At 60.2% G+C, this 26,959-nt stretch carries 29 protein-coding genes and 1 tRNA gene; 20 read left to right on the top strand and 10 right to left on the bottom strand.

Going from position 1 to position 26,959, the window contains the following annotated elements:
* Positions 1–18: 18 nt before the first annotated feature.
* The 6 genes from AC1DIJ_RS11430 (at position 19) to pncB (ending at position 6,774) form a co-directional block, all read left to right on the top strand.
* A complete protein-coding gene (locus AC1DIJ_RS11430; RefSeq protein ID WP_112385070.1) occupies positions 19–1,107 on the top strand; it encodes a microcin C ABC transporter permease YejB in 1,089 nt (362 codons plus the stop codon).
* On the top strand, positions 1,107–2,255 hold the full coding sequence (locus AC1DIJ_RS11425; RefSeq protein WP_112385071.1) for an ABC transporter permease: 1,149 nt from the start codon (positions 1,107–1,109) through the stop codon (positions 2,253–2,255). The genes AC1DIJ_RS11430 and AC1DIJ_RS11425 overlap by 1 nt, the downstream gene beginning before the upstream one ends.
* A complete protein-coding gene (locus AC1DIJ_RS11420; RefSeq protein ID WP_112385072.1) occupies positions 2,252–3,889 on the top strand; it encodes an ABC transporter ATP-binding protein in 1,638 nt (545 codons plus the stop codon). The genes AC1DIJ_RS11425 and AC1DIJ_RS11420 overlap by 4 nt, the downstream gene beginning before the upstream one ends.
* 8 nt (positions 3,890–3,897) lie before the next feature.
* On the top strand, positions 3,898–4,857 hold the full coding sequence (locus AC1DIJ_RS11415; RefSeq protein ID WP_112385073.1) for a 2-hydroxyacid dehydrogenase: 960 nt from the start codon (positions 3,898–3,900) through the stop codon (positions 4,855–4,857).
* 101 nt (positions 4,858–4,958) lie between these two features.
* Positions 4,959–5,303: a hypothetical protein gene (locus AC1DIJ_RS11410; protein ID WP_112385074.1), complete on the top strand. Its 345-nt coding sequence runs from the start codon at positions 4,959–4,961 to the stop codon at positions 5,301–5,303.
* Positions 5,304–5,469: 166 nt separating this feature from the next.
* A complete protein-coding gene (gene pncB / locus AC1DIJ_RS11405; protein ID WP_112385075.1) occupies positions 5,470–6,774 on the top strand; it encodes a nicotinate phosphoribosyltransferase in 1,305 nt (434 codons plus the stop codon).
* On the opposite strand, the gene AC1DIJ_RS11400 is transcribed toward pncB, so the two are convergent.
* A complete protein-coding gene (locus AC1DIJ_RS11400) occupies positions 6,771–6,965 on the bottom strand; it encodes a DUF2735 domain-containing protein (protein ID WP_112385076.1) in 195 nt (64 codons plus the stop codon). The genes pncB and AC1DIJ_RS11400 overlap by 4 nt on opposite strands.
* A gap of 392 nt (positions 6,966–7,357) precedes the next feature.
* On the opposite strand from AC1DIJ_RS11400, the gene AC1DIJ_RS11395 reads away from it, so the two are divergent.
* Both AC1DIJ_RS11395 and AC1DIJ_RS11390 read left to right on the top strand, forming a co-directional pair.
* The gene (locus tag AC1DIJ_RS11395) at positions 7,358–8,398 is read left to right on the top strand and encodes a glutamine synthetase beta-grasp domain-containing protein (RefSeq protein WP_112385077.1); all 1,041 of its coding nucleotides are present in this window, start codon (positions 7,358–7,360) and stop codon (positions 8,396–8,398) included.
* 104 nt (positions 8,399–8,502) lie between these two features.
* Positions 8,503–9,744 carry a DUF763 domain-containing protein gene (locus AC1DIJ_RS11390; protein WP_112385078.1) on the top strand — a complete coding sequence of 414 codons (1,242 nt, stop codon included), beginning with the start codon at positions 8,503–8,505 and terminating at the stop codon, positions 9,742–9,744.
* Positions 9,745–9,752: 8 nt separating this feature from the next.
* On the opposite strand, the gene AC1DIJ_RS11385 is transcribed toward AC1DIJ_RS11390, so the two are convergent.
* Together AC1DIJ_RS11385 and AC1DIJ_RS11380 are read right to left on the bottom strand one after the other, a co-directional pair.
* Complete coding sequence (locus AC1DIJ_RS11385; RefSeq protein WP_112385079.1) at positions 9,753–10,562, bottom strand: potassium channel family protein; 810 nt, start codon at positions 10,560–10,562, stop codon at positions 9,753–9,755.
* A 51-nt stretch (positions 10,563–10,613) separates the two neighbouring features.
* Positions 10,614–10,703, bottom strand: a tRNA-Ser gene (locus AC1DIJ_RS11380).
* Positions 10,704–10,928: 225 nt separating this feature from the next.
* Here AC1DIJ_RS11380 and AC1DIJ_RS11375 point away from each other — a divergent pair.
* The 9 genes from AC1DIJ_RS11375 (at position 10,929) to deoA (ending at position 19,425) form a co-directional block, all read left to right on the top strand.
* On the top strand, positions 10,929–11,246 hold the full coding sequence (locus tag AC1DIJ_RS11375) for a hypothetical protein (RefSeq protein WP_112385376.1): 318 nt from the start codon (positions 10,929–10,931) through the stop codon (positions 11,244–11,246).
* A gap of 236 nt (positions 11,247–11,482) precedes the next feature.
* Positions 11,483–12,475, top strand: coding sequence for a BMP family lipoprotein (locus tag AC1DIJ_RS11370; RefSeq protein WP_112385080.1), 993 nt, complete (start codon positions 11,483–11,485; stop codon positions 12,473–12,475).
* A 71-nt stretch (positions 12,476–12,546) separates the two neighbouring features.
* Positions 12,547–14,058 carry an ABC transporter ATP-binding protein gene (locus tag AC1DIJ_RS11365; RefSeq protein ID WP_112385081.1) on the top strand — a complete coding sequence of 504 codons (1,512 nt, stop codon included), beginning with the start codon at positions 12,547–12,549 and terminating at the stop codon, positions 14,056–14,058.
* A gap of 7 nt (positions 14,059–14,065) precedes the next feature.
* The gene (locus AC1DIJ_RS11360) at positions 14,066–15,169 is read left to right on the top strand and encodes an ABC transporter permease (RefSeq protein ID WP_112385082.1); all 1,104 of its coding nucleotides are present in this window, start codon (positions 14,066–14,068) and stop codon (positions 15,167–15,169) included.
* A gap of 9 nt (positions 15,170–15,178) precedes the next feature.
* A complete protein-coding gene (locus tag AC1DIJ_RS11355; protein ID WP_112385083.1) occupies positions 15,179–16,150 on the top strand; it encodes an ABC transporter permease in 972 nt (323 codons plus the stop codon).
* 3 nt (positions 16,151–16,153) lie between these two features.
* A complete protein-coding gene (locus AC1DIJ_RS11350; protein WP_112385084.1) occupies positions 16,154–16,543 on the top strand; it encodes a cytidine deaminase in 390 nt (129 codons plus the stop codon).
* Positions 16,540–17,349 (top strand): purine-nucleoside phosphorylase, encoded by an 810-nt coding sequence (locus tag AC1DIJ_RS11345; protein WP_112385085.1) that lies wholly within the window; start codon positions 16,540–16,542, stop codon positions 17,347–17,349. The genes AC1DIJ_RS11350 and AC1DIJ_RS11345 overlap by 4 nt, the downstream gene beginning before the upstream one ends.
* Positions 17,342–18,115, top strand: coding sequence for a deoxyribose-phosphate aldolase (gene deoC, locus AC1DIJ_RS11340; RefSeq protein WP_112385086.1), 774 nt, complete (start codon positions 17,342–17,344; stop codon positions 18,113–18,115). Before AC1DIJ_RS11345 ends, deoC begins: the two co-directional genes overlap by 8 nt.
* Before the next feature lie 2 nt (positions 18,116–18,117).
* The gene (gene deoA, locus AC1DIJ_RS11335; RefSeq protein ID WP_112385087.1) at positions 18,118–19,425 is read left to right on the top strand and encodes a thymidine phosphorylase; all 1,308 of its coding nucleotides are present in this window, start codon (positions 18,118–18,120) and stop codon (positions 19,423–19,425) included.
* Here the strand turns inward: deoA and AC1DIJ_RS11330 are convergent, their stop codons facing one another.
* From AC1DIJ_RS11330 to AC1DIJ_RS11300, 7 genes are all read right to left on the bottom strand, one after another.
* Positions 19,426–19,998, bottom strand: a complete 573-nt coding sequence (locus AC1DIJ_RS11330) for a TIGR02281 family clan AA aspartic protease (protein WP_112385088.1) — start codon at positions 19,996–19,998, stop codon at positions 19,426–19,428.
* 127 nt (positions 19,999–20,125) lie between these two features.
* Complete coding sequence (upp, locus tag AC1DIJ_RS11325) at positions 20,126–20,755, bottom strand: uracil phosphoribosyltransferase (protein WP_112385089.1); 630 nt, start codon at positions 20,753–20,755, stop codon at positions 20,126–20,128.
* A 107-nt stretch (positions 20,756–20,862) separates the two neighbouring features.
* Positions 20,863–21,831 (bottom strand): adenosine deaminase, encoded by a 969-nt coding sequence (locus AC1DIJ_RS11320; protein WP_112385090.1) that lies wholly within the window; start codon positions 21,829–21,831, stop codon positions 20,863–20,865.
* A complete protein-coding gene (locus tag AC1DIJ_RS11315; RefSeq protein ID WP_112385091.1) occupies positions 21,828–23,048 on the bottom strand; it encodes a phosphopentomutase in 1,221 nt (406 codons plus the stop codon). The genes AC1DIJ_RS11320 and AC1DIJ_RS11315 overlap by 4 nt, the downstream gene beginning before the upstream one ends.
* Positions 23,049–23,140: 92 nt before the next feature.
* A complete protein-coding gene (locus tag AC1DIJ_RS11310) occupies positions 23,141–23,725 on the bottom strand; it encodes a TadE/TadG family type IV pilus assembly protein (protein WP_477831408.1) in 585 nt (194 codons plus the stop codon).
* A complete protein-coding gene (locus AC1DIJ_RS11305) occupies positions 23,725–24,315 on the bottom strand; it encodes a TadE/TadG family type IV pilus assembly protein (RefSeq protein WP_112385378.1) in 591 nt (196 codons plus the stop codon). The genes AC1DIJ_RS11310 and AC1DIJ_RS11305 overlap by 1 nt, the downstream gene beginning before the upstream one ends.
* A 133-nt stretch (positions 24,316–24,448) precedes the next feature.
* Positions 24,449–24,862 (bottom strand): pilus assembly protein N-terminal domain-containing protein, encoded by a 414-nt coding sequence (locus AC1DIJ_RS11300; protein ID WP_112385092.1) that lies wholly within the window; start codon positions 24,860–24,862, stop codon positions 24,449–24,451.
* Between the two features lie 400 nt (positions 24,863–25,262).
* Between AC1DIJ_RS11300 and AC1DIJ_RS11295 the strand changes: the two genes are divergently transcribed.
* From AC1DIJ_RS11295 to cpaB, 3 genes are all read left to right on the top strand, one after another.
* Positions 25,263–25,439, top strand: a complete 177-nt coding sequence (locus AC1DIJ_RS11295; protein ID WP_112385093.1) for a Flp family type IVb pilin — start codon at positions 25,263–25,265, stop codon at positions 25,437–25,439.
* A gap of 83 nt (positions 25,440–25,522) precedes the next feature.
* Complete coding sequence (locus tag AC1DIJ_RS11290) at positions 25,523–26,035, top strand: prepilin peptidase (protein WP_112385094.1); 513 nt, start codon at positions 25,523–25,525, stop codon at positions 26,033–26,035.
* 110 nt (positions 26,036–26,145) lie between these two features.
* Positions 26,146–26,958, top strand: coding sequence for a Flp pilus assembly protein CpaB (gene cpaB, locus AC1DIJ_RS11285; protein WP_112385095.1), 813 nt, complete (start codon positions 26,146–26,148; stop codon positions 26,956–26,958).
* Position 26,959 lies beyond the last annotated feature (1 nt).

Raw genomic sequence — 26,959 nt, 5'->3', positions numbered from 1 at the left:
CTGGAAGGCCGCGCGCTGATGGGAGCCTATATCCTTCGCCGCCTGCTTCTGATGATACCGACGATCATCGGCATCATGGCGATCTCCTTCACCGTCATCCAGTTTGCGCCGGGCGGCCCGGTCGAGCAGGTGATCGCGCAGCTGACGGGCCAGGCCGACAGCGCCGACCAGCGTCTTTCCGGCGGTGGCGGCGATCTTCTGGGCCAGGGTGGTGACGAGGGATCGCGATATCGCGGCGCCCAGGGCCTCGACCCGGAGCTGATCGCCAAGCTCGAAAAGCAGTTCGGTTTCGACAAGCCGCCGCTGACCCGCTTCGGCGAGATGATGTGGAATTATATCCGCTTCGATTTCGGCGAAAGCTTCTTCCGCAACACGTCGGTTCTCGATCTGATCAAGGACAAGCTGCCGGTGTCGATCTCGCTCGGCGTCTGGATCATGATCTTCTCCTACACGATCTCCATCCCGCTCGGCATTCGCAAGGCGGTGAAGGACGGATCGACCTTCGACGTCTGGACGTCTGGCGTGATCATCGTCGGCTATGCAGTGCCGAGCTTTCTCTTCGGCATCCTGCTGATCGTGCTTTTCGCCGGCGGATCCTTCTACGATTGGTTTCCGCTGCGCGGCCTTGTCTCCGACAATTTCGATCAACTCGCCTGGTGGCAAAAGCCGCTCGATTACTTCTGGCATCTGGCGCTGCCGCTGATCTCGCTGTCACTGGCCGCCTTCGCGACGACGACGCTGCTGACCAAGAATTCCTTTATCGAGGAGATCAAGAAGCAGTATGTGACGACGGCGCGCGCCAAGGGGCTCACTGAACGTCAGGTTCTCTACGGGCACGTCTTCCGCAATGCCATGCTGATCGTCATCGCCGGTTTCCCCGGTGCCTTCATCTCGGCCTTCTTCACCGGCTCGCTGCTGATCGAGAATATCTTCTCGCTCGATGGCCTCGGCCGTCTTGGTTATCTCTCGGTGGTCAATCGCGACTACCCCATCGTCTTTGCAACGCTCTACATTTTCTCGCTGCTTGGGCTCTTCGTCGGCCTGATCTCGGACCTGATCTATACCTGGATCGATCCGCGCATCGATTTCGAGCGGAGGGATGTCTGATGGATACCGCCGCCAATCCCGCTACCGCCACACCCGTCAAACCGCCGCGCAAGGGCCTGCTGTCGCCGACCAATATCCGCCGCTGGCGGAATTTCCGCGCCAATGGACGCGGCTACTGGTCCCTGTGGCTGTTCATGGTGCTGTTCATCCTCAGCCTGTTTGCCGAATTCATCGCCAACGACAAGCCGATCATCGCTTCCTACAAGGGGGAGATTCTCTTTCCTGTCGTCGTCGATTATCCGGAAGAGAAGTTCGGCGGCTTCCTCGCCGAGACCGATTACCGCTCGGATGTCATCACCGATGAGATCAATGCCAATGGCTGGATGATCTGGCCGCCGATCCGCTATTCCTACCGCTCGGTCAATTCGAACATCCCGCATTCCGCCCCGACCGCCCCCTTCTGGCTGATGGGCGCCGAGGAACGCTGCGCCGGTTATCCGCAGGGCGTCAACGACCCGAACTGCAACTACGGCAATCTCAACTGGCTGGGCACGGACGACCAAGCCCGCGACGTGCTGGCGCGCGTCATCTACGGCTTCCGCATCTCGGTGCTCTTCGGCCTGGCACTGACCATCTGCTCGGCCGTCGTCGGCGTCACCGCCGGCGCGGTGCAAGGCTATTTCGGCGGCTGGACCGACCTGCTCCTGCAGCGCTTCATCGAGATATGGTCGTCGATGCCGGTCCTCTACATCCTGCTGATCATCGCCGCGATCCTGCCGCCCGGCTTCTTCGTGCTACTCGGCATCATGCTGCTGTTCTCCTGGGTTGGTTTTGTCGGCATCGTCCGCGCCGAGTTCCTCCGCGCCCGAAACTTCGAATATGTGCGTGCCGCCCGGGCGCTTGGCGTCAACAACCGCACGATCATGTGGCGCCACCTGCTGCCAAACGCCATGGTCGCGACCCTGACCTTCCTGCCTTTCATCCTCTCGGGATCGATCACCACGCTGACCTCGCTGGACTTCCTGGGCTTCGGCATGCCGCCCGGCTCGCCGTCGCTGGGTGAGATGATCGCCCAGGGCAAGTCAAACCTGCAGGCGCCATGGCTGGGGCTCACCGCCTTCTTCGCCATGTCGATCATGCTCTCGCTGCTGATCTTCATCGGCGAGGCGGTCCGCGATGCCTTCGACCCAAGAAAGACGTTCCAATGAGCGAGAGCCCCGAAACCCTCCTCTCGGTCCGCGATCTCTCGGTTGCCTTTCATCAGGGTGGCGAAACATCGCTGGCTGTGGATCACATTTCCTTCGATATCCGCAAGGGCGAAGTAGTGGCACTGGTCGGTGAATCAGGCTCCGGCAAATCCGTCTCGGCCAACTCCGTCCTGCGGCTGCTTCCCTATCCGACGGCAAGTCACCCGACGGGGCAGATTCTGTTCAAGGGCAGGGACCTGCTGAAGGCATCGGACAAGGAGCTGCGCCAGGTGCGCGGCAACGACATCACGATGATCTTCCAGGAGCCGATGACCTCGCTCAATCCGCTTCATTCGATCGAAAAGCAGATTGCCGAAATCCTCGACCTGCATCAGGGCGTCACGGGTGCAGCGGCGCGCAAGCGCGTGCTGGAGCTCCTCAACCAGGTCGGTATCCGCGAGCCGGAAAAGCGCCTCAAGGCCTATCCGCATGAGCTGTCGGGCGGCCAGCGCCAGCGCGTGATGATCGCCATGGCGCTCGCCAACCGCCCGGAACTGCTGATCGCCGACGAGCCGACGACGGCGCTCGACGTCACGGTGCAGGCGCAAATTCTTGAACTACTGCGCAAGCTGAAGGGCGAGCATGGCATGTCCATGCTGTTCATCACCCATGACCTCGGTATCGTCCGCAAGTTCGCTGACCGCGTCTGCGTCATGACCAAGGGCAAGATCGTCGAGACCGGTACGGTCGAGGAGGTCTTCACCCGGCCGCAGCACGAATATACCCGTCACCTCCTGGCCTCCGAGCCGCGTGGCGAGCCGCCGATGGCCGATCTGACGAAGCCTGTCGTTATGGAAGGCTCGGATATCCGCGTCTGGTTTCCGATCAAGGCAGGGCTAATGCGCAGCGTGGTCGATCACGTCAAGGCAGTCGATGGCATCGACCTGTCGCTGCGGGCCGGCCAGACGCTCGGCGTCGTCGGCGAATCCGGCTCGGGCAAGACCACGCTCGGCCTGGCGCTCACCCGGCTGATCTCGTCTAAGGGCCGCATCAGCTTTGTCGGCAAGGATATAGCCAGCTATTCGTTCACGCAGATGCGGCCGCTGCGCAATCAGTTGCAGGTGGTCTTCCAGGATCCTTATGGTTCGCTCAGCCCCCGCATGTCGGTCGGCGATATCATCGCCGAAGGCCTGAAGGTGCACGAGCGCTCGCTCTCGCACGAAGATCGTGACCAGCGCGTCTGCTGGGCGCTGGAAGAGGTCGGCCTCGATCCGTTGACACGCTGGCGATACCCGCACGAATTCTCCGGCGGCCAGCGGCAGCGCATCGCCATTGCCCGCGCCATGGTGCTGAAGCCGCGCTTCGTCATGCTCGACGAGCCGACATCGGCGCTCGATATGAGCGTCCAGGCCCAAGTGGTCGATCTGCTGCGCGATCTACAGAAAAAGCATGACCTCGCCTATCTCTTCATCAGTCACGACCTGAAAGTCGTCAAAGCGCTCGCCAACGATGTCATCGTCATGCGCTTCGGCAAGGTGGTGGAGCAGGGGCCGTCTGCGGAGATATTCCAGGCGCCGAAGGACGATTACACCAAGGCGCTGATGGCCGCCGCGTTCAACATCGAGGCAGTGCCGACGCCTGCCGTTCAGCAGTAAAGAAGACCATGTCCGCAAGACCGCCCGTTCTCGTCGATCTCAAGTTCAATCCTGAAGGTATCGCCCGCATCCTGAAAACCGCCTTTGCGGATCGCGGCAGCATCAGCCTCGCCGATCCCACGAGCAAGGGAAGGGATATCAGCGCCTGCGAATACGCGCTGCTCTGGAAGCCGGATGCTGACCTTTTCGACCGGGCGCCGAACCTGAAGATCATTTTCTCCGGCGGGGCCGGCGTCGACAGCATCATGACGCTGCCGGGCCTGCCCGACGTGCCGATCGTCCGCTTCGTCGATCGCAGCCTGACGGTGCGGATGAGCGAATGGGTGGTGATGCAGTGCCTGATGCATCTGCGCGATCAGCGCGGGCACGATCGGCATCAGCGTGATCGGATCTGGGGCAAGATGGCGCCGCCAGAAGCTGCCGAAATCACCGTCGGCGTCATGGGTCTTGGCGTGCTCGGACAGGATGCCGTCCGCAAGCTCAAGGTCATGGGCTTCAACGTCATCGGCTGGTCGCGCACCAGAAAAGATCTCGACGGTATCGATACATTCGATGCCGCCGAACTCGATGTCTTTCTGTCGAAGACCGACATTCTCGTCGGCCTTTTGCCGCTGACGCCTGAAACGACGGGTTTCTATAACGCCGGCCTGTTCAGGAAGCTGCGCCAGGGCGGCGCGCTCGGCAAACCTGTTTTCATCAATGCCGGGCGCGGCAAGAGCCAGGTCCAGAGCGATATCGTCGCGGCCATCGAAGGCGGTATCCTCGGCGGCGCATCGCTCGACGTCTTCGAAGTCGAGCCGCTGCCGGCTGACGATCCGCTCTGGGGTCTCGACAGCGTCTTCATCACGCCACACGACGCCGCGATCTCGGAAGAAAACGCGCTCTTCCGGCATGTCGAGCAGCAGATCGTCCGCTTCGAAAAGGGCGAGCCGCTGCAGTTCCTCGTCGATCGCGGCGCGGGATACTGACCGGTCCGGCCGGGAACATTTGCCGTTTCTCTTCGTTGTTCTCACCGGAAGCTTTCGGGCAGGCCGCATTCCGGCTGTCCGCTTACCGGAAGGAGACATGAATGGCGCATCAGATGGAAACCCGTTGGGAAAAATCCGATGGCAAGCTGCACGAGGAAGAACAGATTTCTCCGGTCAAGGCCAAACAGGGCCGGACCGGCCGCCGTGTCCTGACGGTTCTGATCGTCGCTCTGGTGCTCGCGTTCATCGTCTGGATTCCAGTGGAGATCTGGGGCGGGCGTGAGGCAAGCGAAGTCGCTCCGCAGCAGCCCGGCCAGCAGATGCAGTCGCAGCAACCTGCAGAGCCGACATCACCATCGCTGCAGAACGGCACCGCGGTGCCGACGGAAACGCCCCCTGCAGGTAGCGCGCAGCCCAACGCGCCGGCAACACCTTCCGCGCAATAACCGCGCATGGGTCTGGCGGTCATCGCAAGCCCTGCCGTCCCGGACGGCAGGGCTTTGTATTTGCACTGGACTTTGGCCGCTGATTTTTCGATAAGAAGGCGCACGAGCCGGTCGTCGTGTGCCGGCCGCAGCGGTGGCCCCCGACCGGATTGGTATGGGGTGGAGCATGGCCAAGACCGATATCGCAAGACGGGTTTATAACCACGCCTGGAAGCTGGACCCCATCGTCCGCAGTCTGATCGACACCGACTTCTACAAGCTTTTGATGCTGCAGATGATCTGGAAGCTCTATCCGGATGTGAATGCGACCTTCACGCTGATCAACCGCACCAAACGCGTGCATCTCGCCGAAGAGATCGACGAGGGCGAATTGCGCGAGCAGCTGGATCACGCGCGCACTCTTCGCCTTTCCAAGAAAGAGATGATCTGGCTGGCCGGTAACAGCTTCTATGGCCGCGCCCAGATCTTCGAGCCCGAATTCCTCGCCTGGTTCTCGCACTTCCAGCTGCCGGAATATGAACTGTCGAAGAAAGACGGCCAGTACGTCCTGGATTTCCACGGCTCGTGGAAGGAAACCACGATGTGGGAAATACCGGCGCTCGCCATCATCAACGAGCTGCGGTCGCGCTCGGCGATGAAGGCGCTTGGACCGTTTACCCTGGATGTTCTCTATGCCCGTGCCAAAGCACGCATGTGGTCGAAGGTCGAGCGCCTGAAGGAATTGCCCGGCTTGCGCATCTCCGACTTCGGCACGCGCCGCCGCCACAGCTTCCTGTGGCAGCGCTGGTGCGTTGAAGCGCTAAAGGAAGGCATTGGCCCGGCCTTCACCGGCACCAGCAACGTTCTGCTTGCCATGGATTCCGATCTCGAAGCCGTTGGCACCAACGCCCACGAGCTGCCGATGGTGGCCGCGGCCCTCGCGGAGACCGACGACGACCTGCGCAAGGCGCCCTACAAGGTTCTGCGCGATTGGAACCGGCTTTATGGCGGCAATCTTCTGATCGTTCTGCCGGATGCCTTCGGCACTGCCGCTTTCCTGCGTGATGCGCCGGAATGGGTTGCCGACTGGACCGGTTTCCGCCCGGACAGCGCGCCGCCGGTCGAAGGCGGCGAGAAGATCATCGAATGGTGGAAGAAGATGGGCCGCGATCCGCGCCAGAAGCTCCTGATTTTTTCGGATGGCATGGATGTCGATGCGATTATCGACACCTACAAGCATTTCGAGGGCCGTGTTCGCATGAGCTTCGGTTGGGGGACGAACCTCACCAACGATTTCGTGGGCTGCGCGCCCATCGATATGTCCGGCCTCGATCCGATCTCGATTGTCTGCAAGGTCAGCGACGCCAATGGTCGGCCGGCCGTCAAACTCTCCGACAATCCTCAAAAAGCCACCGGTGAACCGGGCGAGGTTGAGCGGTATCTCAAGATCTTCGGAAGCGAAGATCGCGTTGATCAGGCAGTTTTCGTTTAAGCCTGCGGCTTGCGGCTATTCTCTTCGTCCTCGCGGATCGCATCCTGATGATACCAGCTGTCGAAAGCGGCATCGCAAATATCCGGATCGATATCCAGCGGCTGACGGGCGCCGAAGCGTTCGCCGGCGCGGCGCAATTTCACCGGAAACTGGTAGATCTTGGCGGTTTCGCCATGAACGTTTATCGGCATCCTATTTGCCTTCCCTTATCGACATTCGTCGTTTAGTCGGACTGTCATAATAGCAGATTGCACATGAATTATGCAAATTGCACAAAATATCGCCAATTGCTGTGCTCTCCGTAAGCGATTGATAAAGTGCGCGAAATACGATGGCGCTCCTGCATCTTTTTCAGGCGTTTGCACTTTCAAAAGAAAAACGCGCCGTTATCGGCCCGGTTCCCGTCTAACCCCAAGCTTTTATTGAAAGTTAACGCCTTGCGCCGCGGTCTCCCTGCCTGCGCGTTTTGACGCACCCTCGGGCGCGTCCGCCAAACTGGCACGCCACGTGCTTGGTACTGTGCATCCGCTGGTGAAACGCACCCTCAGGATTTGTGACACGCACACGTTTGAGAGACTGGCCAATGACAAAGTATAAGCTCGAGTACATCTGGCTCGATGGGTACACTCCGGTACCGAATCTGCGCGGCAAGACGCAGGTCAAGGAATTTGCTGAATTTCCGACCCTGGAACAGCTTCCGCTCTGGGGCTTCGATGGCTCCTCGACGATGCAGGCTGAAGGCCGCAGCTCGGATTGCGTGCTGAAGCCGGTCGCTATCTATCCTGACCCGGCCCGTACCAACGGCGTCCTCGTCATGTGCGAAGTCATGATGCCCGACGGCGTCACCCCGCATCCTTCCAACAGCCGCGCAACCATCCTCGACGACGAAGATGCTTGGTTCGGTTTCGAGCAGGAATATTTCTTCTACGAGAACGGCCGTCCGCTCGGCTTCCCGGAGCAGGGCTACCCGGCTCCGCAGGGTCCGTATTACTGCGGCGTCGGTTCCTCCAACGTTGGCCCGGTCGCTCGCGAAATCGTCGAAGAGCATCTCGACCAGTGCCTTGCTGCCGGCATCAACCATGAAGGCATCAACGCTGAAGTTGCCAAGGGCCAGTGGGAATTCCAGATTTTCGGCAAGGGCTCCAAGCGCGCTGCCGACCAGATCTGGATGGCCCGCTACCTGCTGCAGCGCCTGACCGAACAGTACGGCATCGATATCGAGTATCACTGCAAGCCGCTCGGCGACACCGACTGGAACGGCTCGGGCATGCACTGCAACTTCTCGACCAAGTTCATGCGCGAAGTCGGCGGTAAGGCCTATTTCGAGGCCCTGATGGGTCAGTTCGAAAAGAACCTCGAAGCTCATATCGCTGTCTACGGTCCGGACAACGACAAGCGTCTGACCGGCAAGCACGAAACCGCTCCGTGGAACAAGTTCTCCTACGGTGTTGCAGACCGTGGCGCATCGATCCGCGTTCCGCACTCCTTCGTCAAGAACGACTACAAGGGCTACCTGGAAGATCGCCGCCCGAACTCGCAGGGCTGCCCTTACCAGATCGCCTCCCAGGTTCTGAAGACGATTTCGGAAGTGCCGACCGAAAGCTACGCTTCGGCTGCTGCATAATCCAAAGAGGTTTTCCTCTCAAGGGCGCCGGCTGCTTGCAGCCGGCGTTTTCTTTTTGAAGGACCGGTTTCCTTCGGCCGCGCGACGCAGCTATAATTGCGTCCATGGCTCAAAGAGCAGGCAGCGCCGATCTTCCCCTGCATGGCGGCAGGGTTCCCAAATGGCTGGGCGACCGGATGACGAAGCTCGGTGCGGTGATCACCGAAGCGATCGTGCATCACTACGGGCGCGATGAATTCCTGCGCCGCCTCGCACATCCTTTCTGGTTCCAGTCCTTCGGCGCCGTCATGGGCATGGACTGGCATTCGTCTGGCATCACCACCAGTGTGCTCGGCGCGCTGAAACGCGGGCTGACGCCGCTCTCCGGTGAGCTCGGCCTGCATGTCTGCGGCGGTCGTGGCGCGCAATCGCGGCGCACACCGGATGAGCTTGCCGCGATCGGCAATCGCGTCGGTATCGACGGGATCTCGCTGGCGCGGACAAGCCGCCTTGTCGCCAAGGTCGATAGCGCTGCCCTGCAGGATGGTTTCGATCTCTATCTGCACGGCTTCATCGTCGCCGACGACGGCAAGTGGGTGGTCGTTCAGCAGGGCATGAACGGCGACAACAGGCAGGCCCGCCGCTATCACTGGCTATCCGAGGGGCTGGAAAGCTTCGTCAACTCGCCGCACGCGGCGATCGAGGGCCGCAGCCAGGGCAATATCGTCAATCTCGCCGACAAGCGGGCGGAACGCTCGCGTGCCGGACAGCTCGATCTCCTCGCAACGCTCGGCCCCGACCGCATCGTCCGCGAAGCCGTCGCGCTGGCGTTCAGCCCGGCAAAGCCTACCCCGTTGCCCGACCAGATGCTCTTACCGCACCTGATCATGCCCGCGCATCACGATGTCCGCGAAAAGGACGTCAACATGAAGCGGCTGCACGGCAATCTGGCCGCCGCCGCCGATCGTGGCCCTGAGGATTTCGAACAGCTTCTCCTCGTTCCCGGCGTCGGCGCCCGCACCGTCCAGGCGCTCGCTATGGTCGCCGAAGTGGTGCACGGGGCTCCCTACCGCTTTTCAGACCCCGCCCGCTTCTCGATCGCCCATGGCGGCAAGGACCGGCATCCGTTCCCGGTGCCGCTGAAGGTCTATGACGAAACGATCAAGGTCATGAAATCGGCGGTTCACAAGGGCCGCCTCGGGCGCGAGGAAGAGCTTGAGGCCCTCAAGCGCCTTGACGACCAGTCCCGCCAGCTGGAGCGCTACGTGACCGGGCCTGATCTCAAGGAGATCGTTGCCGGAGAATTCAGGCGCTCGCTGGAATGGGGCGGCCGCAGTGTGTTCGGCTGGGAGGGTGAGGAGAGGTAATCTGCCTCTCATGCCCCTTCATCGGGAATGTTCAGGATATGGCCGCAGGCCTTGCAATGCACTGCATCCGCATCATGGCGCTGCAACCCGCATTGCGGGCAGGGAAACGTCACTTTGAACGGACGTACGACGGCCTGAGCCAGGCGCACGAACAGAGAGATGCCGATGATCATCGTCACGATCGACGTCAGCTTGCCGAGTGTTCCCGGCAGGGTGATGTCCCCGAAACCCGTTGTCGTCACTGTCGCAACCGTAAAATAAAGAGCGTCCACGAGGCCAGTGATGCCGGGAAGGCCGCGGAAAAAGAACGTGTAGACAAAGCCCGTGACGAGAAACAGAAAGACGATGACGTTGATCGACGCCCGCATCACATCTTCCAGATGCCTCAAACCGCAATAGCGAAGCAGAACTTTGAGAAGCGCGCTCTGGCCGATCGTCCAGATGCGGATTGCCCGCAGGAAGGCGAAGTTGAACAGCAACTCCGGCAACAGCAGCGTCAGCAGCACGAATATGTCGATCCAGGTAATCGGCCTCTTCAGCCAGTCGCCGAGATTGCGTTCGATCAGCGCCCGCGCACAAAGCTCGAGCCCGATCCAGACGGCAATCGAGTAGTCGATGATCAGATAGGATGGGCCCGAGCGCAGATAAGGACCAAGAACGAAGAAGGCAAGAATTGCGAGATCGACGACAGCCAGAACGGCCTGAAACGTGATCGCCTTCTCTTCGCGCCCCAGATAGAGCACGCGCAGTCTCTGGCGAAGGCTGGTAAGCCCTGATGTCTCAGGCGGTAGCGTCCCGTCATTCATCCGCAGGAACATATGCGGCGCGGCACCTGCTTCAAGCACACGTCGAGGAAACGAAAAGGAAAATGGCGGACAAGGTGGGATTCGAACCCACGGTACGCTTTCACGCACACACGCGTTCCAGGCGTGCGCCTTAAACCACTCGGCCACCTGTCCTGCTATTTCGATCTGCATCGTCAAACACAAATCGTTGGAACGGCGCGATATATACCGATGAATTTTCGGGGATCAACCTAAATCTAACAGTTTTTTGACTTCTTCGGATAAAACTCCGCTCGCGTCATCCATTGCACTTTAGAAGGCTCGGATTTATCCTGCTTGTGAGGGTGGAAAATGGCGTGGCTGGCCGGGGTTTTCGGCATGAGTGCGCCGGAGGGTTTTATGCGTTTCTTGTTGCGTTTGAGTAGTCTTGTCGCGCTTGCCGTTGCGGTGATCGCGGGAACCATCGATTCCATCCAGTCGGTCGCGGCCTCAGCTGTGGTGATGACGCCCATGGGGGATGCCTGGCAGGATGTCAGCCCCGCTTCGCTGGTGGCGCTGCAATCGTCGATCGCCTATTATGTTCATCCGCGCTTCTACACCTTCATTTTCCAGTGGCTGATGTTGCAGCCCGCTTTCGGCGTGTTTCTGGTGCTGGCGCTGCTGCTCTGGATGGTCGGATATAAGAAGCCCCCGGTTGCAGGCCGGTTCACGGCCTGATCACCGAAAAAGCAGTTTGTTGGCGGCTTTTGCGCAGGAATCAGCCTGATTGAACTGTTTTTCGGCATCCCCGGCAAATTTTTACCACCCGAAAAATTTCTCGTGAAATTTTCATTCAGCCATGCAAGGATGCGCGAAGCCAGGTCTCCGGGGGGAGGCCGGTGGTTCCGCAGACATGCCTCGAAGAAGGCTTGCGGGAGGACCCCAAACAAATAGCAACAACAGGGCTGCAACTCATGAAAAAAACCCTCCTTTCGCTTTTGGCCGTGGCCGCGATGTCCACGACGGCGCTCGCCGCCGACGTCAAGCCGGCTCTGGTTTACGGCACCGGCGGAAAGTTCGACAAGTCCTTCAACGAAGCTGCCTACAATGGCGCTGAGAAGTTCAAGAAGGAAACCGGTATCGCTTACCGCGACTTCGAACCAACAGGCGATACGCAGGGCGAGCAGGCAATCCGCAACTTCGCAAGCCGCGGCTTCAATCCGGTTGTCGCCGTTTCCTTCGCCTGGACCTCGGCAATCGAAAAGGTCGCTGCAGAATTCCCGGACACCAAGTTCATCATCGTTGACGCCGTCGTCGACAAGCCGAACGTCCGCTCGGTCGTCTACAAGGAAGAAGAAGGCTCCTTCCTCGTTGGCGTTCTCGCCGGCCTGGCATCGAAGACCGGCAAGGTCGGCTTCGTTGGCGGCATGGACATCCCGCTGATCCGCAAGTTCGAATGCGGCTATGAGCAGGGCGCACGCTCGGTCAAGGCCGACGTCGAAGTGTTCCAGAACATGACCGGCACCACGGGTGCTGCATGGAACGACCCGGTTCGCGGTGGCGAGCTCACCAAGAACCAGATCGACCAGGGCGCTGACGTCGTTTACGCGGCAGCTGGCGCAACCGGTCTCGGCGTTCTCCAGACCGCTGCCGACAACAAGAAGCTGTCGATCGGCGTCGACTCCAACCAGAACTACCTGCATCCGGGCTCCGTCCTGACCTCGATGGTCAAGCGCGTCGACCTGGCTGTCTACAACGCTTATGCCGACACCAAGGCAGACAAGTTCACCGGTGGCGTTCAGGCTCTCGGCGTCAAGGAAGACGGCGTCGCGGCTGCGATCGACGACAACAACAAGGCGTTGATCACCCCGGAAATGCAGGCCGCTGTCGACAAGGCAAAGGCTGACATCATCGCAGGAACCATCAAGGTTCACGACTACACCACGGACAACGCTTGCCCGAAGTGATCCGCGATTGAGATGGGCGTATGGCGTGTTGATTTTACCGCCATACGCCCTTTTCTTATTTGGAGCCTGCTGTGACAGACACGCCCGCAATCGAACTCGTGGGCATCGATAAGAAATTCGGTGCCGTCCACGCGAACAAGGACATCAATCTTACCGTTGCCAAGGGGTCTATCCATGGCATCATCGGCGAAAACGGTGCCGGTAAGTCGACATTGATGTCGATCATCTACGGTTTCTATCATGCCGACGCCGGCGAAATCCGTGTCAATGGCGCGCCGATCTCGATCCGCGACAGCCAGACGGCAATCGCCGCCGGTATCGGCATGGTGCACCAGCACTTCATGCTGGTCGACAATTTCACGGTGCTCGAGAACATCATGCTCGGCGCTGAAGGCGGAGCGCTGCTCGCCCGTGGCGTTGCTGCGGCGCGCGCCGAGCTGAAGCGGCTGGAAAAGGAATACGGCCTGGAGGTCAACCCGGATGCGCTGATCGAGCAGCTTCCCGTCGGCCTGCAGCAGCGCGTCGAAATCCTGAAAGCGATGTATCGAGGCGCCGAGATCTTGATCCTCGACGAGCCGACGGGCGTTCTGACGCCTGCCGAGGCAGATCACCTCTTCCGCATCCTCAAGGTGCTGCGCGACCAGGGCAAGACGGTCATTCTCATCACCCACAAGCTGCGCGAGATCATGGCGATCACCGATACGGTGTCGGTCATGCGCCGCGGCGAGATGGTGGCGACCCGCAAGACCTCGGAAACGACGGTCGAGGAACTCGCCGAGCTGATGGTCGGCCGCCGCGTGCTGCTGCGCGTCCAGAAGGGCGAGGCCAATCCAGGCAAGGTCATCCTGTCGGTCAAGAACCTGACGGTGAAGGACAACCGCGGCGTCACCATGGTCGATAACGTCTCCTTCGACGTCCGCGCCGGAGAAATCGTCGGCATTGCCGGCGTTGCCGGCAACGGCCAGTCGGAGCTGCTGGAAGCGATCGCTGGTATCCGCAAGCCCGCCTCGGGAGAAATTCTGCTCGATGGCCAGTCGATCGAAAAGGCAGATCCGGCGCGTCTGCGCGAGCTCGGTCTCGCCCATATTCCCGAAGACCGCCATCACATGGGCCTGGTTCTCAAGTTTGAGGAATACGAAAACTCGGTCCTCGGCTATCACCGCAATCCGGCCTACAGCAAAGGTCCGATTCTCGATCTCGATGCGATCCGCAAGGATGCCATGGAAAAGATCGAAAAATACGACATTCGCCCGCCGAACCCGCGGCTGAAGACCGCGAATTTCTCCGGCGGCAACCAGCAGAAGATCGTCGTTGCCCGTGAAATCGAGCGTGATCCGGCAGCCCTGATCATCGGTCAGCCGACCCGCGGCGTCGATATCGGCGCCATCGAGTTCATCCATCGCCGGATCATCGAGATGCGCGACGCGGGCAAGGCGATCCTGCTCGTCTCCGTCGAGCTCGATGAAATCCGCTCCCTTTCAGACCGTATCCTTGTCATGTTTGCCGGCCATGTCGTCGGCGAGAAGACGCCCGATGCCGGTGAACAGACCCTCGGCCTGATGATGGCCGGCATTGCCGCGTGAGGCCTTTATGAGCACTGCTTCAGTCCCACTGCCCAAATGGATCAATTACGGCCTGATCCCAATCTTGAATCTCCTCGTCGCCTTCCTGATCTCCGGCTTCGTTGTCTGGCTGATCGGCGAGAGCCCGCTCGACGCGCTGTCGCTGCTGATCGAGGGCGCGCTCGGGAGCGGCGAAGGCATCGGCTTCACGCTGTTCTATGCGACGAGCTTCATCTTCACCGGCCTCTCGGTCGCCGTCGCCATCCATGCGGGCCTCTTCAATATCGGTTCCGAAGGACAGGCCTATCTCGGCGGTCTCGGCTGTGCGCTGGTGGCACTCGCCCTCGATAAGTACGTGCCCTGGTACGTGACGATGCCGCTCGCCGTCATCGGCGCCGGTATTTTCGGTGCTGCATGGGCCTTCATTCCGGCCTATCTGCAGGCCAAGCGCGGCAGCCACATCGTCATCACCACCATCATGTTCAACTATATCGGCGCGGCGCTGATGGTGTACCTGCTGGTACATGTGCTGATCGTACCCGGCAAGATGGCCCCTGAAACGCGCACTTTCCTCGATGGTGGCCAGCTGCCGAAGCTCGGCTGGGTCATGGAAATGTTCGGCGGCAAGCTCGGCGCGGCCCCGTTCAACGTCTCCTTCGTTATCGCGCTTGTCGTTGCCTGGCTGGTCTGGCTGCTGATCTGGCGCACCAAGCTCGGCTTCGAGATGCGCACGCTCGGCGTCAGCCCGACGGCTGCCGCCTATGCCGGTATTCCCTACGCACGGACCGTCATGATCGCCATGCTGCTCTCGGGTGCCTTGGCAGGCATGATGGCATTGAACCCGGTGATGGGCGCTTCGGCGCGTCTGCAGGTCGAATTCGTCGGTGGTGCAGGCTTCGTCGGTATCGCCGTATCGCTGATGGGGCGAAACCACCCTGTCGGCATCATTCTGGCGGCAATCCTCTTCGGCATCCTCTATCAGGGCGGCGACTGGATCTCCTTCGAGATGCCGAACATCACACGTGAGATGATCCTGGTCATCCAGGGTCTGGTCATCCTGTTTGCCGGTGCGCTCGAATATATGTTCCGCCCGGCGCTGGTCCGCATCTATCAGCAGTTCAAGGGCAAGTGAGGGCGCACGATGGATTACTATGACATCTTCATCAGCGTTCTCAGCTCGACGATCCGCCTGTCGATCCCGCTGATCTTCACCGCGCTCGCCGGTCTCTTCTCGGAACGCGCCGGCGTCTTCGATATCGGCCTCGAAGGCAAGATGCTGGGCTCGGCCTTTGCCGCTGCCTGCGTCGCCTACATCACGGACTCGGCATGGCTCGGCCTCGTCGCGGGCGTGCTCTGCTCCGTGGCCCTCAGCCTCGTCCATGGTTTTGCCTCGATCACCAATCGCGGCAATCAGATCATCTCGGGCGTCGCCATCAACTTTTTCGTCGCAGGCATCACCATCGTGCTCGGTCAGGCCTGGTTCGGGCAGGGCGGACGTACGCCGCAGCTGGCGGGCGACGCCCGTTTCACGCCGATCACGCTGCCCGGCGCCGATGCGATGCGCGAAGTACCGGTCATCGGCCCGCTCTATGCCAATGTCATCTCCGGCAACAACGTCCTGACCTACCTGGCTTTCGTCGCTGTGCCGCTGTCCTGGTGGATCCTCTACCGCACGCGTTTCGGCCTTCGCCTGCGTGCTGTCGGTGAAAACCCGGGCGCGGTCGATACCGCCGGCATTTCGGTCACATGGCTGCGCTACCGCGCCGTGATGTGCGCCGGTATTCTCTGCGGCTTCTCCGGCACCTATCTGGCCATCGCCCAGTCGGCGGCCTTCATCAAGGACATGTCGGCCGGCAAGGGCTATATCGCGCTGGCAGCACTCGTCTTCGCCAAGTGGAAGCCGGTCCCGGTCATGTTCGCCTGCTTGCTCTTCGGCTTCCTCGATGCGCTGGCAAACTTCATGCAGGGCAAGGAAGTGCCGCTGATCGGCGAAGTGCCGGTGCAGATTTTCCAGGCACTGCCCTATATCCTCACCTGCGTGCTGCTCGCCGGTTTCATCGGCGTCGCAACCCCGCCGAAGGCCGGCGGCGTGCCCTATACGAAGGAACGTTAAACCATGTCCCACGATCTGTTCGAAGCCGCACGCGGCGCCATGGCCTTCGCCCACGCCCCCTATTCGAAATTCCCCGTCGGCGCGGCAATCCGCGCCGAGGACGGCAAGATCTATACCGGCGCCAACATCGAGAACCTGTCCTTCCCGCAGGGCTGGTGTGCCGAACCGACGGCAATCAGTGCCATGATCATGGGCGGCGCCAAGAAGATCGTCGAAATGGCCGTCATCGCCGAGAAGCTGCCGCTCTGCCCGCCCTGCGGCGGCTGCCGACAGAAGATCTCGGAATTTGCCTCCAAGGACACCAAGATCTATCTTTGTGACGAAGTCGGCGTGAAGAAGACCATGACCATGGAGGAGCTTCTGCCCTTCAGCTTCGAGACCGAACTCGGATGAACGCGGCAACGGACCTGCTCGCCGGCAAGCTCGGCGGGCTCCTGCCGCGGCACGGAATCATTCTCGGTTCGGGTCTCGGTTCGCTCGTCGGCGAGCTGGAGAACCCGGTTCGCATTGCCTACAGGGATCTGCCCGGTTTCCCGGTCAGCGCCGTATCCGGCCATGCAGGCGAGGTTGTTGCCGGCCGCCTCGGCGGCATCCCCGTCATCATGCTGTCCGGCCGTGTGCACTTCTATGAGAAGGGCGATGCCAATGCCATGCGGCTACCGATCAAGGTGCTGAAAGACCTCGGCGTTCAGTCGCTGTTCCTGACCAACTCGGCGGGATCGCTGCGCGAGGACATGCCGCCAGGATCAGTGATGCAGATCACCGACCACATCAACTATTCCGGCGTCAACCCGCTGATCGGCGAGGAGAGTGATCACCGCTTCGTCGGCATGACCAATGCCTATGATGCGGAACTCTCCATCTCGATGCGCAAGGCCGCCGAAAAGCTCGGCATCACGCTGTCGCAGGGCGTCTATATGTGGTTCTCCGGTCCGAGCTTCGAAACGCCGGCGGAAATCCGCATGGCGCGCATTCTCGGCGCCGATGCCGTCGGCATGTCGACCGTGCCGGAAGTGATCATCGCCCGAATGTTGGGCCTCAGGGTTGCGGCAGCTTCGGTAATCACCAATTATGGAGCCGGCATGACTGGTGCCGAACTCAGCCACGACGAAACGAAAGACATGGCGCCCGTTGGCGGCGCGCGTCTCGCAGCCATCCTCAAGGAAATGGTCGCGGGTGGAGGAAGCAACAATGACTAATCATACGCACAAGGAGACAGCGGCTGTCGCGCTCTCCCTGCTCGACCTGACGAACCTCAAGGACGATTGCACCGAAGCGCAGATTGATGCGCTCTGCGAACGCGCGCAAACGCCTTATGGCAATAGCGCTGCGATCTGCATCTGGCCGCGTTTCGTTGCGCGTGCCCGCACAGTACTCGGCAAGGGTCACAAGGTCAGGATCGCAACGGTCGTCAATTTCCCCTCGGGCGACATGGAAATTGCCGATGTCGCGGCCGAAACGCGCGAAGCGATCGCCGATGGCGCCGACGAGATCGATCTGGTCATTCCTTATAAGAAGTTCCTCGCGGGCAACGAAGAAGCCGTGACCCACATGGTTGCGGCGATCCGCGCCGAGTGCGGCAGCGCGCTGCTGAAGGTGATCCTTGAGACGGGTGAGATCAAGGATCCGGCATTGATCCGCCGTGCCTCCGAACTGGCGATCGAGGCCGGGGCGGATTTCATCAAGACATCGACCGGTAAGGTCGCTGTCAACGCCACCCTCGAGGCTGCCGATATCATGCTTCGCGCCATTCGCCAGAGCGGCAGAAAGGTCGGCTTCAAGCCTGCCGGGGGCATCGGCTCTGTCGCAGACGCAGCACTCTATCTGAGCCTGGCTGAAACAATCATGACGCCGGACTGGCCGATGCCGTCGACCTTCCGGTTCGGCGCTTCTGGCGTTCTCGACGATATCCTGGCGGTGCTTGGTGGTACGCAGCCGGCGCCCGCCAAGGCCTCGAGCTACTGAGCATGATTCCGCAGGAGATCATACGGCGCAAGCGAAACGGTGAGACGCTCTCCACCGAAGAGATCGAGGCGTTCATCGCAGCCCTCTCGGCCGGACGTCTATCGGAAGGCCAGATCGGCGCTTTTGCCATGGCCGTCTGGTTCAAGGGCATGACCCGCGCCGAGACGGTGGCGCTGACGCTCTCCATGGCGCGGTCGGGCGATATGCTCGACTGGAGAGACATCGACCGGCCGATCGCCGACAAGCATTCCACAGGCGGTGTCGGCGATAACGTCTCGCTGATGCTGGCTCCGATCGCCGCCGCCTGCGGTCTCGCCGTTCCAATGATATCGGGTCGTGGTCTTGGCCATACCGGCGGAACGCTCGACAAGCTGGAATCCATTCCCGGCTATGGAATTACGCCTGACGCAGCCTTGTTCCGAAAAGCCGTCAAAGATGCCGGTTGCGCCATCATCGGCCAGACCGGATCCTTGGCGCCTGCGGATGGCAGGCTTTATGCCGTGCGCGATGTCACGGCGACCGTCGATTCAGTTCCGCTGATCACCGCGTCCATCCTATCCAAGAAGCTGGCGGCCGGGCTGCAGACCCTGGTGCTCGACGTCAAGACGGGAAACGGCGCCTTCATGACGGATCATGAGGAAGCGATCATCCTTGCGGCCGCGCTGGTCGAAGTTGCCAACGGCGCCGGCGTCAAGACATCGGCACTGATCACCGACATGAACCAGCCTCTGGCCGATGCCGCCGGTAATGCCGTCGAAATCTGGAACTGCCTCGATTTTCTCGCCGGCAAGAAGTCCGGCACGCGGTTGGAAGAGATCGTGCTTGCCTTTGCCGCAGAGATCTTGGTGAGCAGCGGCGTTTCCACCTCGTTGCCGGAAGGCGAGGCAATGGCGCGCAGCGCGCTCTCCTCGGGACGCGCCGCCGAAATATTTGGGCGCATGGTGAGCGTGCTCGGCGGCCCAGCTGACTTCGTCGAGAAACCATCCAAGTATCTGAAGGCCGCCGCTGTCCAGAAAACGGTCCTGGCGCCCGAGAGCGGCTGGCTTTCCAGTTGCAACGCCAGAGACGTTGGAATGGCCGTCATCGATCTCGGCGGCGGGCGCAGACACCCTTCGGACAAGATCGACCACAGTGTCGGCTTCTCCGATCTCATGCCGCTTGGAACGCAGGTCGAAAAGGGGCAACCGGTTGCAACAGTTCACGCAGCAGATGAAACTGCGGCCGCAAAGGCTGCAGCCGGTATTCTCGCCACCTATCGCATAGCCAGCGGCAAACCCAATCTGCCCGCCGTCATCTCCGGCCGCGTCTGATTACTGCTTGAGGCTTAGCGAGCCATCGGCGACCGAGTAGGACTGCAGCTTCTTCAGGAAGCTCATGCCGACAAGCGTCTGGGACAGCGCATCGTCCTTCAGCACGAAGGCTTCGACGCCCTGAACGCGAATGCCGCCGATTTCGACGCGGTCGAGCGTCACATGCGCTGCCTTCGTCTGGCCGTTGGCAGTATTGACCGCATAGCGGAAATCGAGCTGGTTGCCGCCGTAGCCGAGGCGGCGCGCCAGGCTCTCGTTCAGCGCCACATAGGTGGCACCTGTATCGATCATGCCCTGCACCGGCTTGCCATTGATCTTGAAGTCGCCGCTAAAATGGCCCTGTGCGTCAGCCGGAAGGCGCATGGTGCCGCTGCCGTAAGCGGGCGCAGCAGGGGACGCGGCATCAGGCGCGGCTGAAACGTAATTGGCTGAAATGGGCTGGTTCGCGGGTTCCGGGCTCGTCGCCGTAAACAACGATGGCACCTGGGTCGCCAGCGCCGCAGCAATGCTCGCGAAAATGACCGTACGCATGAGCATGAAACAGAAATCCTTCCTGTATAAACCGCGCATCATGCGAGGCCTCATGCTTCAAGCAGCTACGCCATAATTGCTGACAAGTTGCTAACGCCTGATATCAAAAGGCCCGGATCGACTGTCCGGGCCTTGTTTCTGCACTGATTTGGTAAATTCGGCGTTGAAATCACTTCGTTCCGTACATTCGGTCGCCGGCGTCGCCGAGGCCAGGCATGATGTAGCCCTGCTCATTGAGATGGCTGTCAATCGAAGCGGTGAAGACTGGCACATCGGGATGCTCGTCGCGGAAATTCTTCAGGCCCTCGGGGGCAGCCAGCAGGCAGAGGAAGCGGATGTTGCGCGCGCCGCGTTCCTTCAGCTTGTCGATCGCCGCGATTGCCGAATTGCCGGTGGCCAGCATCGGATCGACGACGATGATCAGGCGCTCGGAAATGTCTTCGGGTGCCTTGAAGAAATACTCGACCGGCTGCAGCGTCTCGTGATCGCGATAAACGCCGATATGCGAGACGCGAGCCGAGGGCACCAAGTCGAGCATGCCTTCGAGCAGGCCATTGCCGGCGCGCAGGATCGAGGCAAAAACAAGCTTCTTACCTTCAAGCACCGGAGACTCGATCGTCTGCAGCGGTGTCTCGATGGTTTCCATCGTCAGCTCGAGATCGCGCGTGACCTCGTAGCAGAGCAGGGTGGAAATTTCGCGCAGCAACCGGCGGAAGCTGCCCGTCGATGTCTCCTTGCGCCGCATGATGGTCAGTTTGTGCTGAACAAGCGGGTGATCGATGACGGTGACGCCTTCCATGGCCAAGCCTTCCTCTGATTATCGTTATCGGACGTTTCTTCCATGGAAATCGCCCGGACTGCAAGAGTGCAGGCGATTTTCAGAGGATGATCCCCAGTCCGGCGGCCTCAGAGCCTGGCAAGCAGTGCCCGCCGCGTCTCCTCATCAACAAAGGCCGCCTCGATACCCGTCCGGGTCAGATCGTTGATTTCACTGTCGCTGAAGCCGAAGGCCTCCGAGGCCAGCTCGTATTCCCGCTTCAGCGACGTGTGGAAGAACGGCGGATCGTCGGAGCTGATGGTCACGCGTACGCCCGCTTCCTTCAGTTTCCGCAGGGGATGCGCCGCGAAATCAGGGAAAACCTTGAGCGCGATGTTCGATCCGGGGCAGACTTCCAGAACAGCGCCTTGATCGGCAAGCCGCTTGACGAGGTCGGGGTTCTCGATTGCGCGGACACCATGGCCGATCCGCGAAGGGCGTACGTCATTGAGTGCATCCTCGACGCTGAAGGCACCGCAGACCTCACCGGCATGGATCGTCAGGCCAAGACCGGCATCGCGCGCAATATCGAAGGCCCGGGCATAATCGGCAACGCGGCCCATCCGCTCTTCGCCGGCGAGGTTGAAGCCTGTTATCAGCGGGTTCTTCGCTTTGGCGGCATATTCCGCTGCCCCGATCACGCTCTCGGGGCCGAAGTGGCGCTCGCCGGTGACGATCAGCCTTGCCTCGATGCCGTGAGCTTCCCTGGCTCGCCGGATACCTTCGCAAACGCCGGCAATATAGGCTTCGGCCCCGAGACCGATGCGCTTACCGTGATCGGGTGACACGATCAGCTCGCTATAGATCGTGCCGATGCTGGCAAGCTCTTCGAGATAGGTTTCGGTCAGAAGTGCGTAGTCTTCCTCGCTTTTGTAGACCTCCGACACCTTGTCGTAGCACTCCAGGAAGCTGGCGAAATCGTGCCAGACATAGGCGCCGTCGCTGAGATAAGCCGAGAGATCGATATTATACTTGCGCGCCTGCGCCAGCGTCAGCGCCGGTGGTGCCGCCCCTTCCAGGTGGCAGTGCAGTTCGACCTTCTTCAAATGCGATGTCATAGAAAGCTTCTCCCATGCGGCCCGGCGGCAATACCGAGATGCCGGGCAACCGTCTCGCCGATATCGGCATATGTTCTGCGGATCCCGATATCGCGCGAGCGCAGACCGGGGCCATAGGCAAGGATCGGCACGCGTTCGCGGGTATGGTCGGTTCCCCGCCAAGTCGGATCGCAGCCATGATCGGCCGTCAGGATCACGAGATCGCCGGGCGCCAGCTTGCGATGCACATCGGGAAGGCGGGCGTCGAAGGCCTCGAGCGCGGCGGCATAACCCGGCACGTCGCGGCGGTGGCCATAGACCATGTCGAAATCGACGAAATTGGTGAAGACCAGATCGCCGTCCTTCGCCTCGTCCATCGCTGTCAACGACGCCTCCATCAGCGCTTCGTTGCCGTTTGCCTTGATGACGCGGGAAACGCCTTGGTGGGCGAAGATGTCGCCGATCTTGCCGACGGCGTGCACCTTGCGCTCGGCCTTCACCAACCGGTCGAGCAGCGTCGGCTCCGGCGGCGGCACAGAAAAATCGCGGCGGTTGCCGGTACGCTCGAATGTCGACACGGTTTCGCCGATAAACGGGCGGGCGATGACCCGGCCGATATTGTAGCTGTCGAGCAGAGCCCGGGCGATTCGGCAGACGCCGAGCAGGCGCTCGAGCCCGAAATGCTTCTCGTGCGCGGCAACCTGAAACACGGAATCCGCCGACGTGTAGCAGATCGGTTTGCCACTGCGGATATGCTCTTCGCCATATCGCGCGATGATGTCTGTGCCGGACGCGTGGCAATTTCCGAGAATACCGGGCACATCAGCGGCGGCGCAAAGAGCCTCGACGAGATGCGGCGGAAAGGCACCGCCCTCTGTTGGAAAGTAACCCCAGTCGGAAGTGACGGGCGTTCCGGCGATTTCCCAATGACCTGACGGCGTATCCTTGCCGCGGGAGACTTCGTTGGCGCAGCCATGGATGCCATAAACCTTTTCCGGCATCGGCATGCCGGCCGGCAGGCGTCCCGTGGCGGTCTTGGCGATATCGAGCAGACCGAGCGCCGACATGTTTGGCAGAAGCAGCGGCCCAGATCGCAACCCGGCGCGATCTGCAGCACCTGCCGCACAGAACTCTGCGATATGGCCGAGCGTATCGGCACCCTCGTCACCGTAGCTGGCAGCATCGGGGCTGCCGCCGACACCAAAGGAATCAAGTACGAAGAGAAATGCACGTGCCATCGTCAGACCAATTGCTATGCGGCCCGCAGGCCGTGATGGCGCTCAGGCATATAACGGTGAGGCCATCATTGCAAATTGCGGCAGGGAGAGGCTCAGCAGTCGCCGCACGGAATACTGTCGTTCTGACGCTGGCGATAATAGTAGGTCCGGCTGATCGTCAGCGTTTGCAGGTTGCCTGGCAAGAAGGCGGGACTGAATGCTAGAAGCCTGTAGGGAATGCTCAATTCCGACCGGACAAGAAAGCTGCTCGCCTTCAACATGTCGGCAGGGATGCCGGTGACCGCGGAGTTAGCGGTGTAAGGCGCCGTAGTTGAGGTGTTTGTCCAAGACCAGAGCACTTTGGGGTTGGCGCTCGCGTCAATCGTAATGCCGGTCAGCTTGATCTGCATTTTCGTCGTATTGTAGGGGACGAAGATGGCGTTGGCGACGGAACTGATCTGCGTCAGCGTGCTCTTGGTGACGTTTTGTTGCTGTGTCACGATATCGGCGACTGACCCCGCCGCGCGTGACGCGCGCTTGCTCACGCTCAAGCCGATGGTAATCTCAAAGGCGCCGATGTAGAGCATTACCAGGATCGGAAACAGTATCGCGAACTCGATCGCGCCGACACCGCTGCTGTCGTGCAGAAGCTGTTTCAGTTTCAACCTGGCTGCGAGGATCCGAGCGCGCATCATCATCATGGATATTGCTCGTTCTGGAATGCTGCCGTCGCGACGATCAGGAACTCATTGAGGCGGGCTCCAGTCGTCGTTTTGTACGGTGTGATGTAAGGGCGGACCAGATCTGTGATAACCTGCCACTTGTAATAGGCGCGCACCATATTCTTCGTGCCGGAACCGCCTGGATTGTATTGCAAGCCGGACGTGTCGAGGCCTGTCGCATTCATTGGAATGGTCACCGGTATGTCCGAGAAATTCGTGAATGTCCGGACGTCGAGCCAGAGCTTGTTCGGCGTTGCCACCTCGGCAGCGGAGCAATTGATGAGGATGGAAACCTCGTTGCAGAACCGCTGCCTGAAGTCCTTCACGTCGGCCACATCCGTGGCCCGGCCCAAGTTGAATGTGATCTGACCGGTGCGCATGCGGCGGGCCATCGTATCGACGCCGTTGGATACCAGTTCTTCGGCTGCGAAGGCGACGAAGGTTTCGATGATCGCGAAGATCACCATGAAATAGGGAATGGCGAGCAGTGCAAATTCGATCGCAGCAGAGCCGTCTTTGGAACGCGCGAACGCTCTAAACCGCCCGCGCTTCTTCGTGCCGGGCATCGCAGGCTGGTCCTGCGGGCAGGGAATTGCGCTTTGGGGCGAGTTTGTCATGCACCGATCCTAGGGCGCGATCGTTGATTTTCCGTTTCAGAGCGAAGCAACAATTTAACGGATGGTGACCGAGGCCGATATGCTAGCCGCCTGTTGCTTCGGTCGCGGCCTGTTGCGTGTGTTGTTCGCAGGCCGGTGAACAGGACAGAACCGAGCGGTCGGTCTGGCGGTAGACCCGGACGGTGTTGCCTTCGTCGATCGATACCAGGATTGTCTGGTCGAGAATTGCGTTTCCGTCGACATCCAGCAGAACGATGTTGGTCGTTCCGAAGCTGCGGCCTGTCAGTACGATCGTCTTGGAATCGGCGACAGTCGCATCGGCAACCTTGGCATTGCCGACGATGACCTTGCTGACCGCCCGGTCGAGCTTCAGCACGCGCGCGTGATCCATGTAAACCCGCAGCATGTCTTCTTCCGCCGACGCGGGTTGCAAAAGAGCGAACCACGGCAAGGCTGCTATGCAGGCGACCAATACACTCTTGCCGCGTGATGACATGGAACTCTCTCTTGAATTTCTGCAGAATTTCTCAACAGCATGGAAAAAATTGGTGAATGAAGACTTAAAAGTCTCTGATTTCCCCAAATCGCGGCCCCCGGCATCCCGAAATAGGACGTTTTCGCCGGCGCCAGCGGGAGACGTATCATTCCGGGACCGGCCGTTGTATTGAAATGTAACGCCGTGAATGCTTGGCGGTGAACGTCTTTCATGTATAGATAAAATGATAATATATCCGCTAAGAAACTGATTACCATGAGCGGCTCTACTTTAGCATTAACACTCTGGTAACCCTCTTCTTTAAGCCGATTGAAACAGCGCCTCGCTAGGTTGAGCCAATCCGATCAACGGCAAACAGTTGGCGGACGTGCTGAACATCAACTGGAGTTAGGAGTTAGATATGACCAAGCTTGTAAGCCGTTTCCTGAAGGACGAATCTGGTGCGACCGCAATCGAGTACGGCCTGATCGCAGCGCTCATTTCCGTAGCGCTCATCACCGGTGCCACCAGCCTCGGTGGTAAGCTGAACTCGACATTCGCGAACCTTGCCAATACGATTGGCAACAAGACGAACTAATGACAAAACGCGGCGTTTTTTTACGACGCCGCCCAAAAGGCTCACCTTCCGGTGGGCCTTTTTAGCTTGATACGGGGAGCTTCATGATCGCGGCAATTGTTTTCGTCGTATTTCCGCTCTGCCTGGCAATGGCGGCAGCTTCCGATCTTCTTACGATGACGATACCCAATCGCGTGTCTCTTCTTATGGCGGCTTCTTTTCTCGCTATCGCGCCGCTCGCCGGTCTTTCCTTGAATGAAATTGCCTTTAGCGTGCTGGCAGCGTTGGTTGTCTTCGCCGTTTGCTTTGTACTCTTTGCTTTGAATACCATGGGCGGGGGTGACGCGAAGTTGCTTTCGGCGGCCGCTTTATGGTTTGGATTCACGCCCGCTATGCTTCTCTTCGTTTCCTCCGTCGGACTGGCCGGTGGTGTTCTGACACTGACGATCCTGCTGATGAGAACGCAGTCGAATGCAATCTTGGCGATGGGTGTTCCCTTGCCGAATTCGCTGATTTTTGCCAAGAAAATTCCCTACGGCATAGCGATCGCGGCGGGCGGCTTTATTGCATTTCCGTCTTCGCCAATCTTTGTCGCGACGCTCGAAGCCTTGAAATAACGGCGTTTTAATCGACCGTTAACTTAAAATGTAAGGCTTCCGTTAACTATAATTATACCAATTCCTGACCATTCTGCGGGACGAATATGCATCGTTTCGAGGAATGATCGATGAAGCCCGCGCGTCTTCTCATACTTTCAGTGGCCGTTGTCGCCGCCGGCCTGGCCGGCCTTTTGGCGATGAAGCTCGCTGGACGCGGTGGTGTCGTCACCCAGGTTCAGTCGGTCGTCGAGAAAGAGCCGACGGTCAATGTTCTCGTCTCCAGCTCAAATCTTCCCGTCGGCGCCCGCATCGATGATAAAGCCGTGCACTGGATGCCCTGGCCACAGGGCGGCGTCGTGCAGGGCTTCATCACAGAAGCGGACAAGCCCGATGCTCTGAAGGAGCTGCAGGGCGCCGTCGTCCGACTGCCGATATTCGAAGGCGAACCGATCCGGCCTGAAAAGGTCGCCGATTCCAACAGCCGCATTCTTTCGGCTCTGCTGCCCGCCGGCAAGCGGGCTGTCGCGACCGAGATCTCGGTTGCGACAGGGGCGGGCGGCTTCATCCTCCCCAATGACCGCGTTGACGTGATCATGGTTCGCAAGGGAACGGGTGCCGAGAAGTTCATAACCGAGACTGTCCTGAGCAACGTTCGTGTTCTCGCGATCGACCAGCAGATCCAGGAAAAGGACGATGGCTCCAAGGCCGTCGTCGGTACGACTGCCACGCTTGAGCTCACCCCCGATCAGACGAAGGTCCTCGTCGTTGCGCAGCAGATGGCGGACCGGCTTTCGCTGGCGTTGCGCTCGATTGCCGACGCGCAGGATCAGGATACGAGCGCCGCTGACTATCTCCTGAGCGGCGACAACGGAAACGCCTTGGTTCAGGTCATCAAGTCTGGATCGATCGTTACCGACAGCAGTGCGCCCAAGGCAGAATGAG

This window comes from Rhizobium sp. 10N427, from assembly GCF_056394605.1.
Note: the sequence above shows the minus strand (reverse complement) of the source record. Positions and strands in the feature narration are given on the sequence as shown.

What these genes read in the sequence shown, in the direction of transcription:
- AC1DIJ_RS11430 (WP_112385070.1), top strand. Translation starts at nt 19, where the DNA reads ATGGGAGCCTATATCCTTCGCCGCCTGCTTCTGATGATACCGACGATC.
- AC1DIJ_RS11425 (WP_112385071.1), top strand. Translation starts at nt 1,107, where the DNA reads ATGGATACCGCCGCCAATCCCGCTACCGCCACACCCGTCAAACCGCCG.
- AC1DIJ_RS11420 (WP_112385072.1), top strand. Translation starts at nt 2,252, where the DNA reads ATGAGCGAGAGCCCCGAAACCCTCCTCTCGGTCCGCGATCTCTCGGTT.
- AC1DIJ_RS11415 (WP_112385073.1), top strand. Translation starts at nt 3,898, where the DNA reads ATGTCCGCAAGACCGCCCGTTCTCGTCGATCTCAAGTTCAATCCTGAA.
- AC1DIJ_RS11410 (WP_112385074.1), top strand. Translation starts at nt 4,959, where the DNA reads ATGGCGCATCAGATGGAAACCCGTTGGGAAAAATCCGATGGCAAGCTG.
- pncB (WP_112385075.1), top strand. Translation starts at nt 5,470, where the DNA reads ATGGCCAAGACCGATATCGCAAGACGGGTTTATAACCACGCCTGGAAG.
- AC1DIJ_RS11400 (WP_112385076.1), bottom strand. Translation starts at nt 6,965, where the DNA reads ATGCCGATAAACGTTCATGGCGAAACCGCCAAGATCTACCAGTTTCCG.
- AC1DIJ_RS11395 (WP_112385077.1), top strand. Translation starts at nt 7,358, where the DNA reads ATGACAAAGTATAAGCTCGAGTACATCTGGCTCGATGGGTACACTCCG.
- AC1DIJ_RS11390 (WP_112385078.1), top strand. Translation starts at nt 8,503, where the DNA reads ATGGCTCAAAGAGCAGGCAGCGCCGATCTTCCCCTGCATGGCGGCAGG.
- AC1DIJ_RS11385 (WP_112385079.1), bottom strand. Translation starts at nt 10,562, where the DNA reads ATGTTCCTGCGGATGAATGACGGGACGCTACCGCCTGAGACATCAGGG.
- AC1DIJ_RS11375 (WP_112385376.1), top strand. Translation starts at nt 10,929, where the DNA reads ATGCGTTTCTTGTTGCGTTTGAGTAGTCTTGTCGCGCTTGCCGTTGCG.
- AC1DIJ_RS11370 (WP_112385080.1), top strand. Translation starts at nt 11,483, where the DNA reads ATGAAAAAAACCCTCCTTTCGCTTTTGGCCGTGGCCGCGATGTCCACG.
- AC1DIJ_RS11360 (WP_112385082.1), top strand. Translation starts at nt 14,066, where the DNA reads ATGAGCACTGCTTCAGTCCCACTGCCCAAATGGATCAATTACGGCCTG.
- AC1DIJ_RS11355 (WP_112385083.1), top strand. Translation starts at nt 15,179, where the DNA reads ATGGATTACTATGACATCTTCATCAGCGTTCTCAGCTCGACGATCCGC.
- AC1DIJ_RS11350 (WP_112385084.1), top strand. Translation starts at nt 16,154, where the DNA reads ATGTCCCACGATCTGTTCGAAGCCGCACGCGGCGCCATGGCCTTCGCC.
- AC1DIJ_RS11345 (WP_112385085.1), top strand. Translation starts at nt 16,540, where the DNA reads ATGAACGCGGCAACGGACCTGCTCGCCGGCAAGCTCGGCGGGCTCCTG.
- deoC (WP_112385086.1), top strand. Translation starts at nt 17,342, where the DNA reads ATGACTAATCATACGCACAAGGAGACAGCGGCTGTCGCGCTCTCCCTG.
- deoA (WP_112385087.1), top strand. Translation starts at nt 18,118, where the DNA reads ATGATTCCGCAGGAGATCATACGGCGCAAGCGAAACGGTGAGACGCTC.
- AC1DIJ_RS11330 (WP_112385088.1), bottom strand. Translation starts at nt 19,998, where the DNA reads ATGATGCGCGGTTTATACAGGAAGGATTTCTGTTTCATGCTCATGCGT.
- upp (WP_112385089.1), bottom strand. Translation starts at nt 20,755, where the DNA reads ATGGAAGGCGTCACCGTCATCGATCACCCGCTTGTTCAGCACAAACTG.
- AC1DIJ_RS11320 (WP_112385090.1), bottom strand. Translation starts at nt 21,831, where the DNA reads ATGACATCGCATTTGAAGAAGGTCGAACTGCACTGCCACCTGGAAGGG.
- AC1DIJ_RS11315 (WP_112385091.1), bottom strand. Translation starts at nt 23,048, where the DNA reads ATGGCACGTGCATTTCTCTTCGTACTTGATTCCTTTGGTGTCGGCGGC.
- AC1DIJ_RS11310 (WP_477831408.1), bottom strand. Translation starts at nt 23,725, where the DNA reads ATGATGATGCGCGCTCGGATCCTCGCAGCCAGGTTGAAACTGAAACAG.
- AC1DIJ_RS11305 (WP_112385378.1), bottom strand. Translation starts at nt 24,315, where the DNA reads ATGCCCGGCACGAAGAAGCGCGGGCGGTTTAGAGCGTTCGCGCGTTCC.
- AC1DIJ_RS11300 (WP_112385092.1), bottom strand. Translation starts at nt 24,862, where the DNA reads ATGTCATCACGCGGCAAGAGTGTATTGGTCGCCTGCATAGCAGCCTTG.
- AC1DIJ_RS11295 (WP_112385093.1), top strand. Translation starts at nt 25,263, where the DNA reads ATGACCAAGCTTGTAAGCCGTTTCCTGAAGGACGAATCTGGTGCGACC.
- AC1DIJ_RS11290 (WP_112385094.1), top strand. Translation starts at nt 25,523, where the DNA reads ATGATCGCGGCAATTGTTTTCGTCGTATTTCCGCTCTGCCTGGCAATG.
- cpaB (WP_112385095.1), top strand. Translation starts at nt 26,146, where the DNA reads ATGAAGCCCGCGCGTCTTCTCATACTTTCAGTGGCCGTTGTCGCCGCC.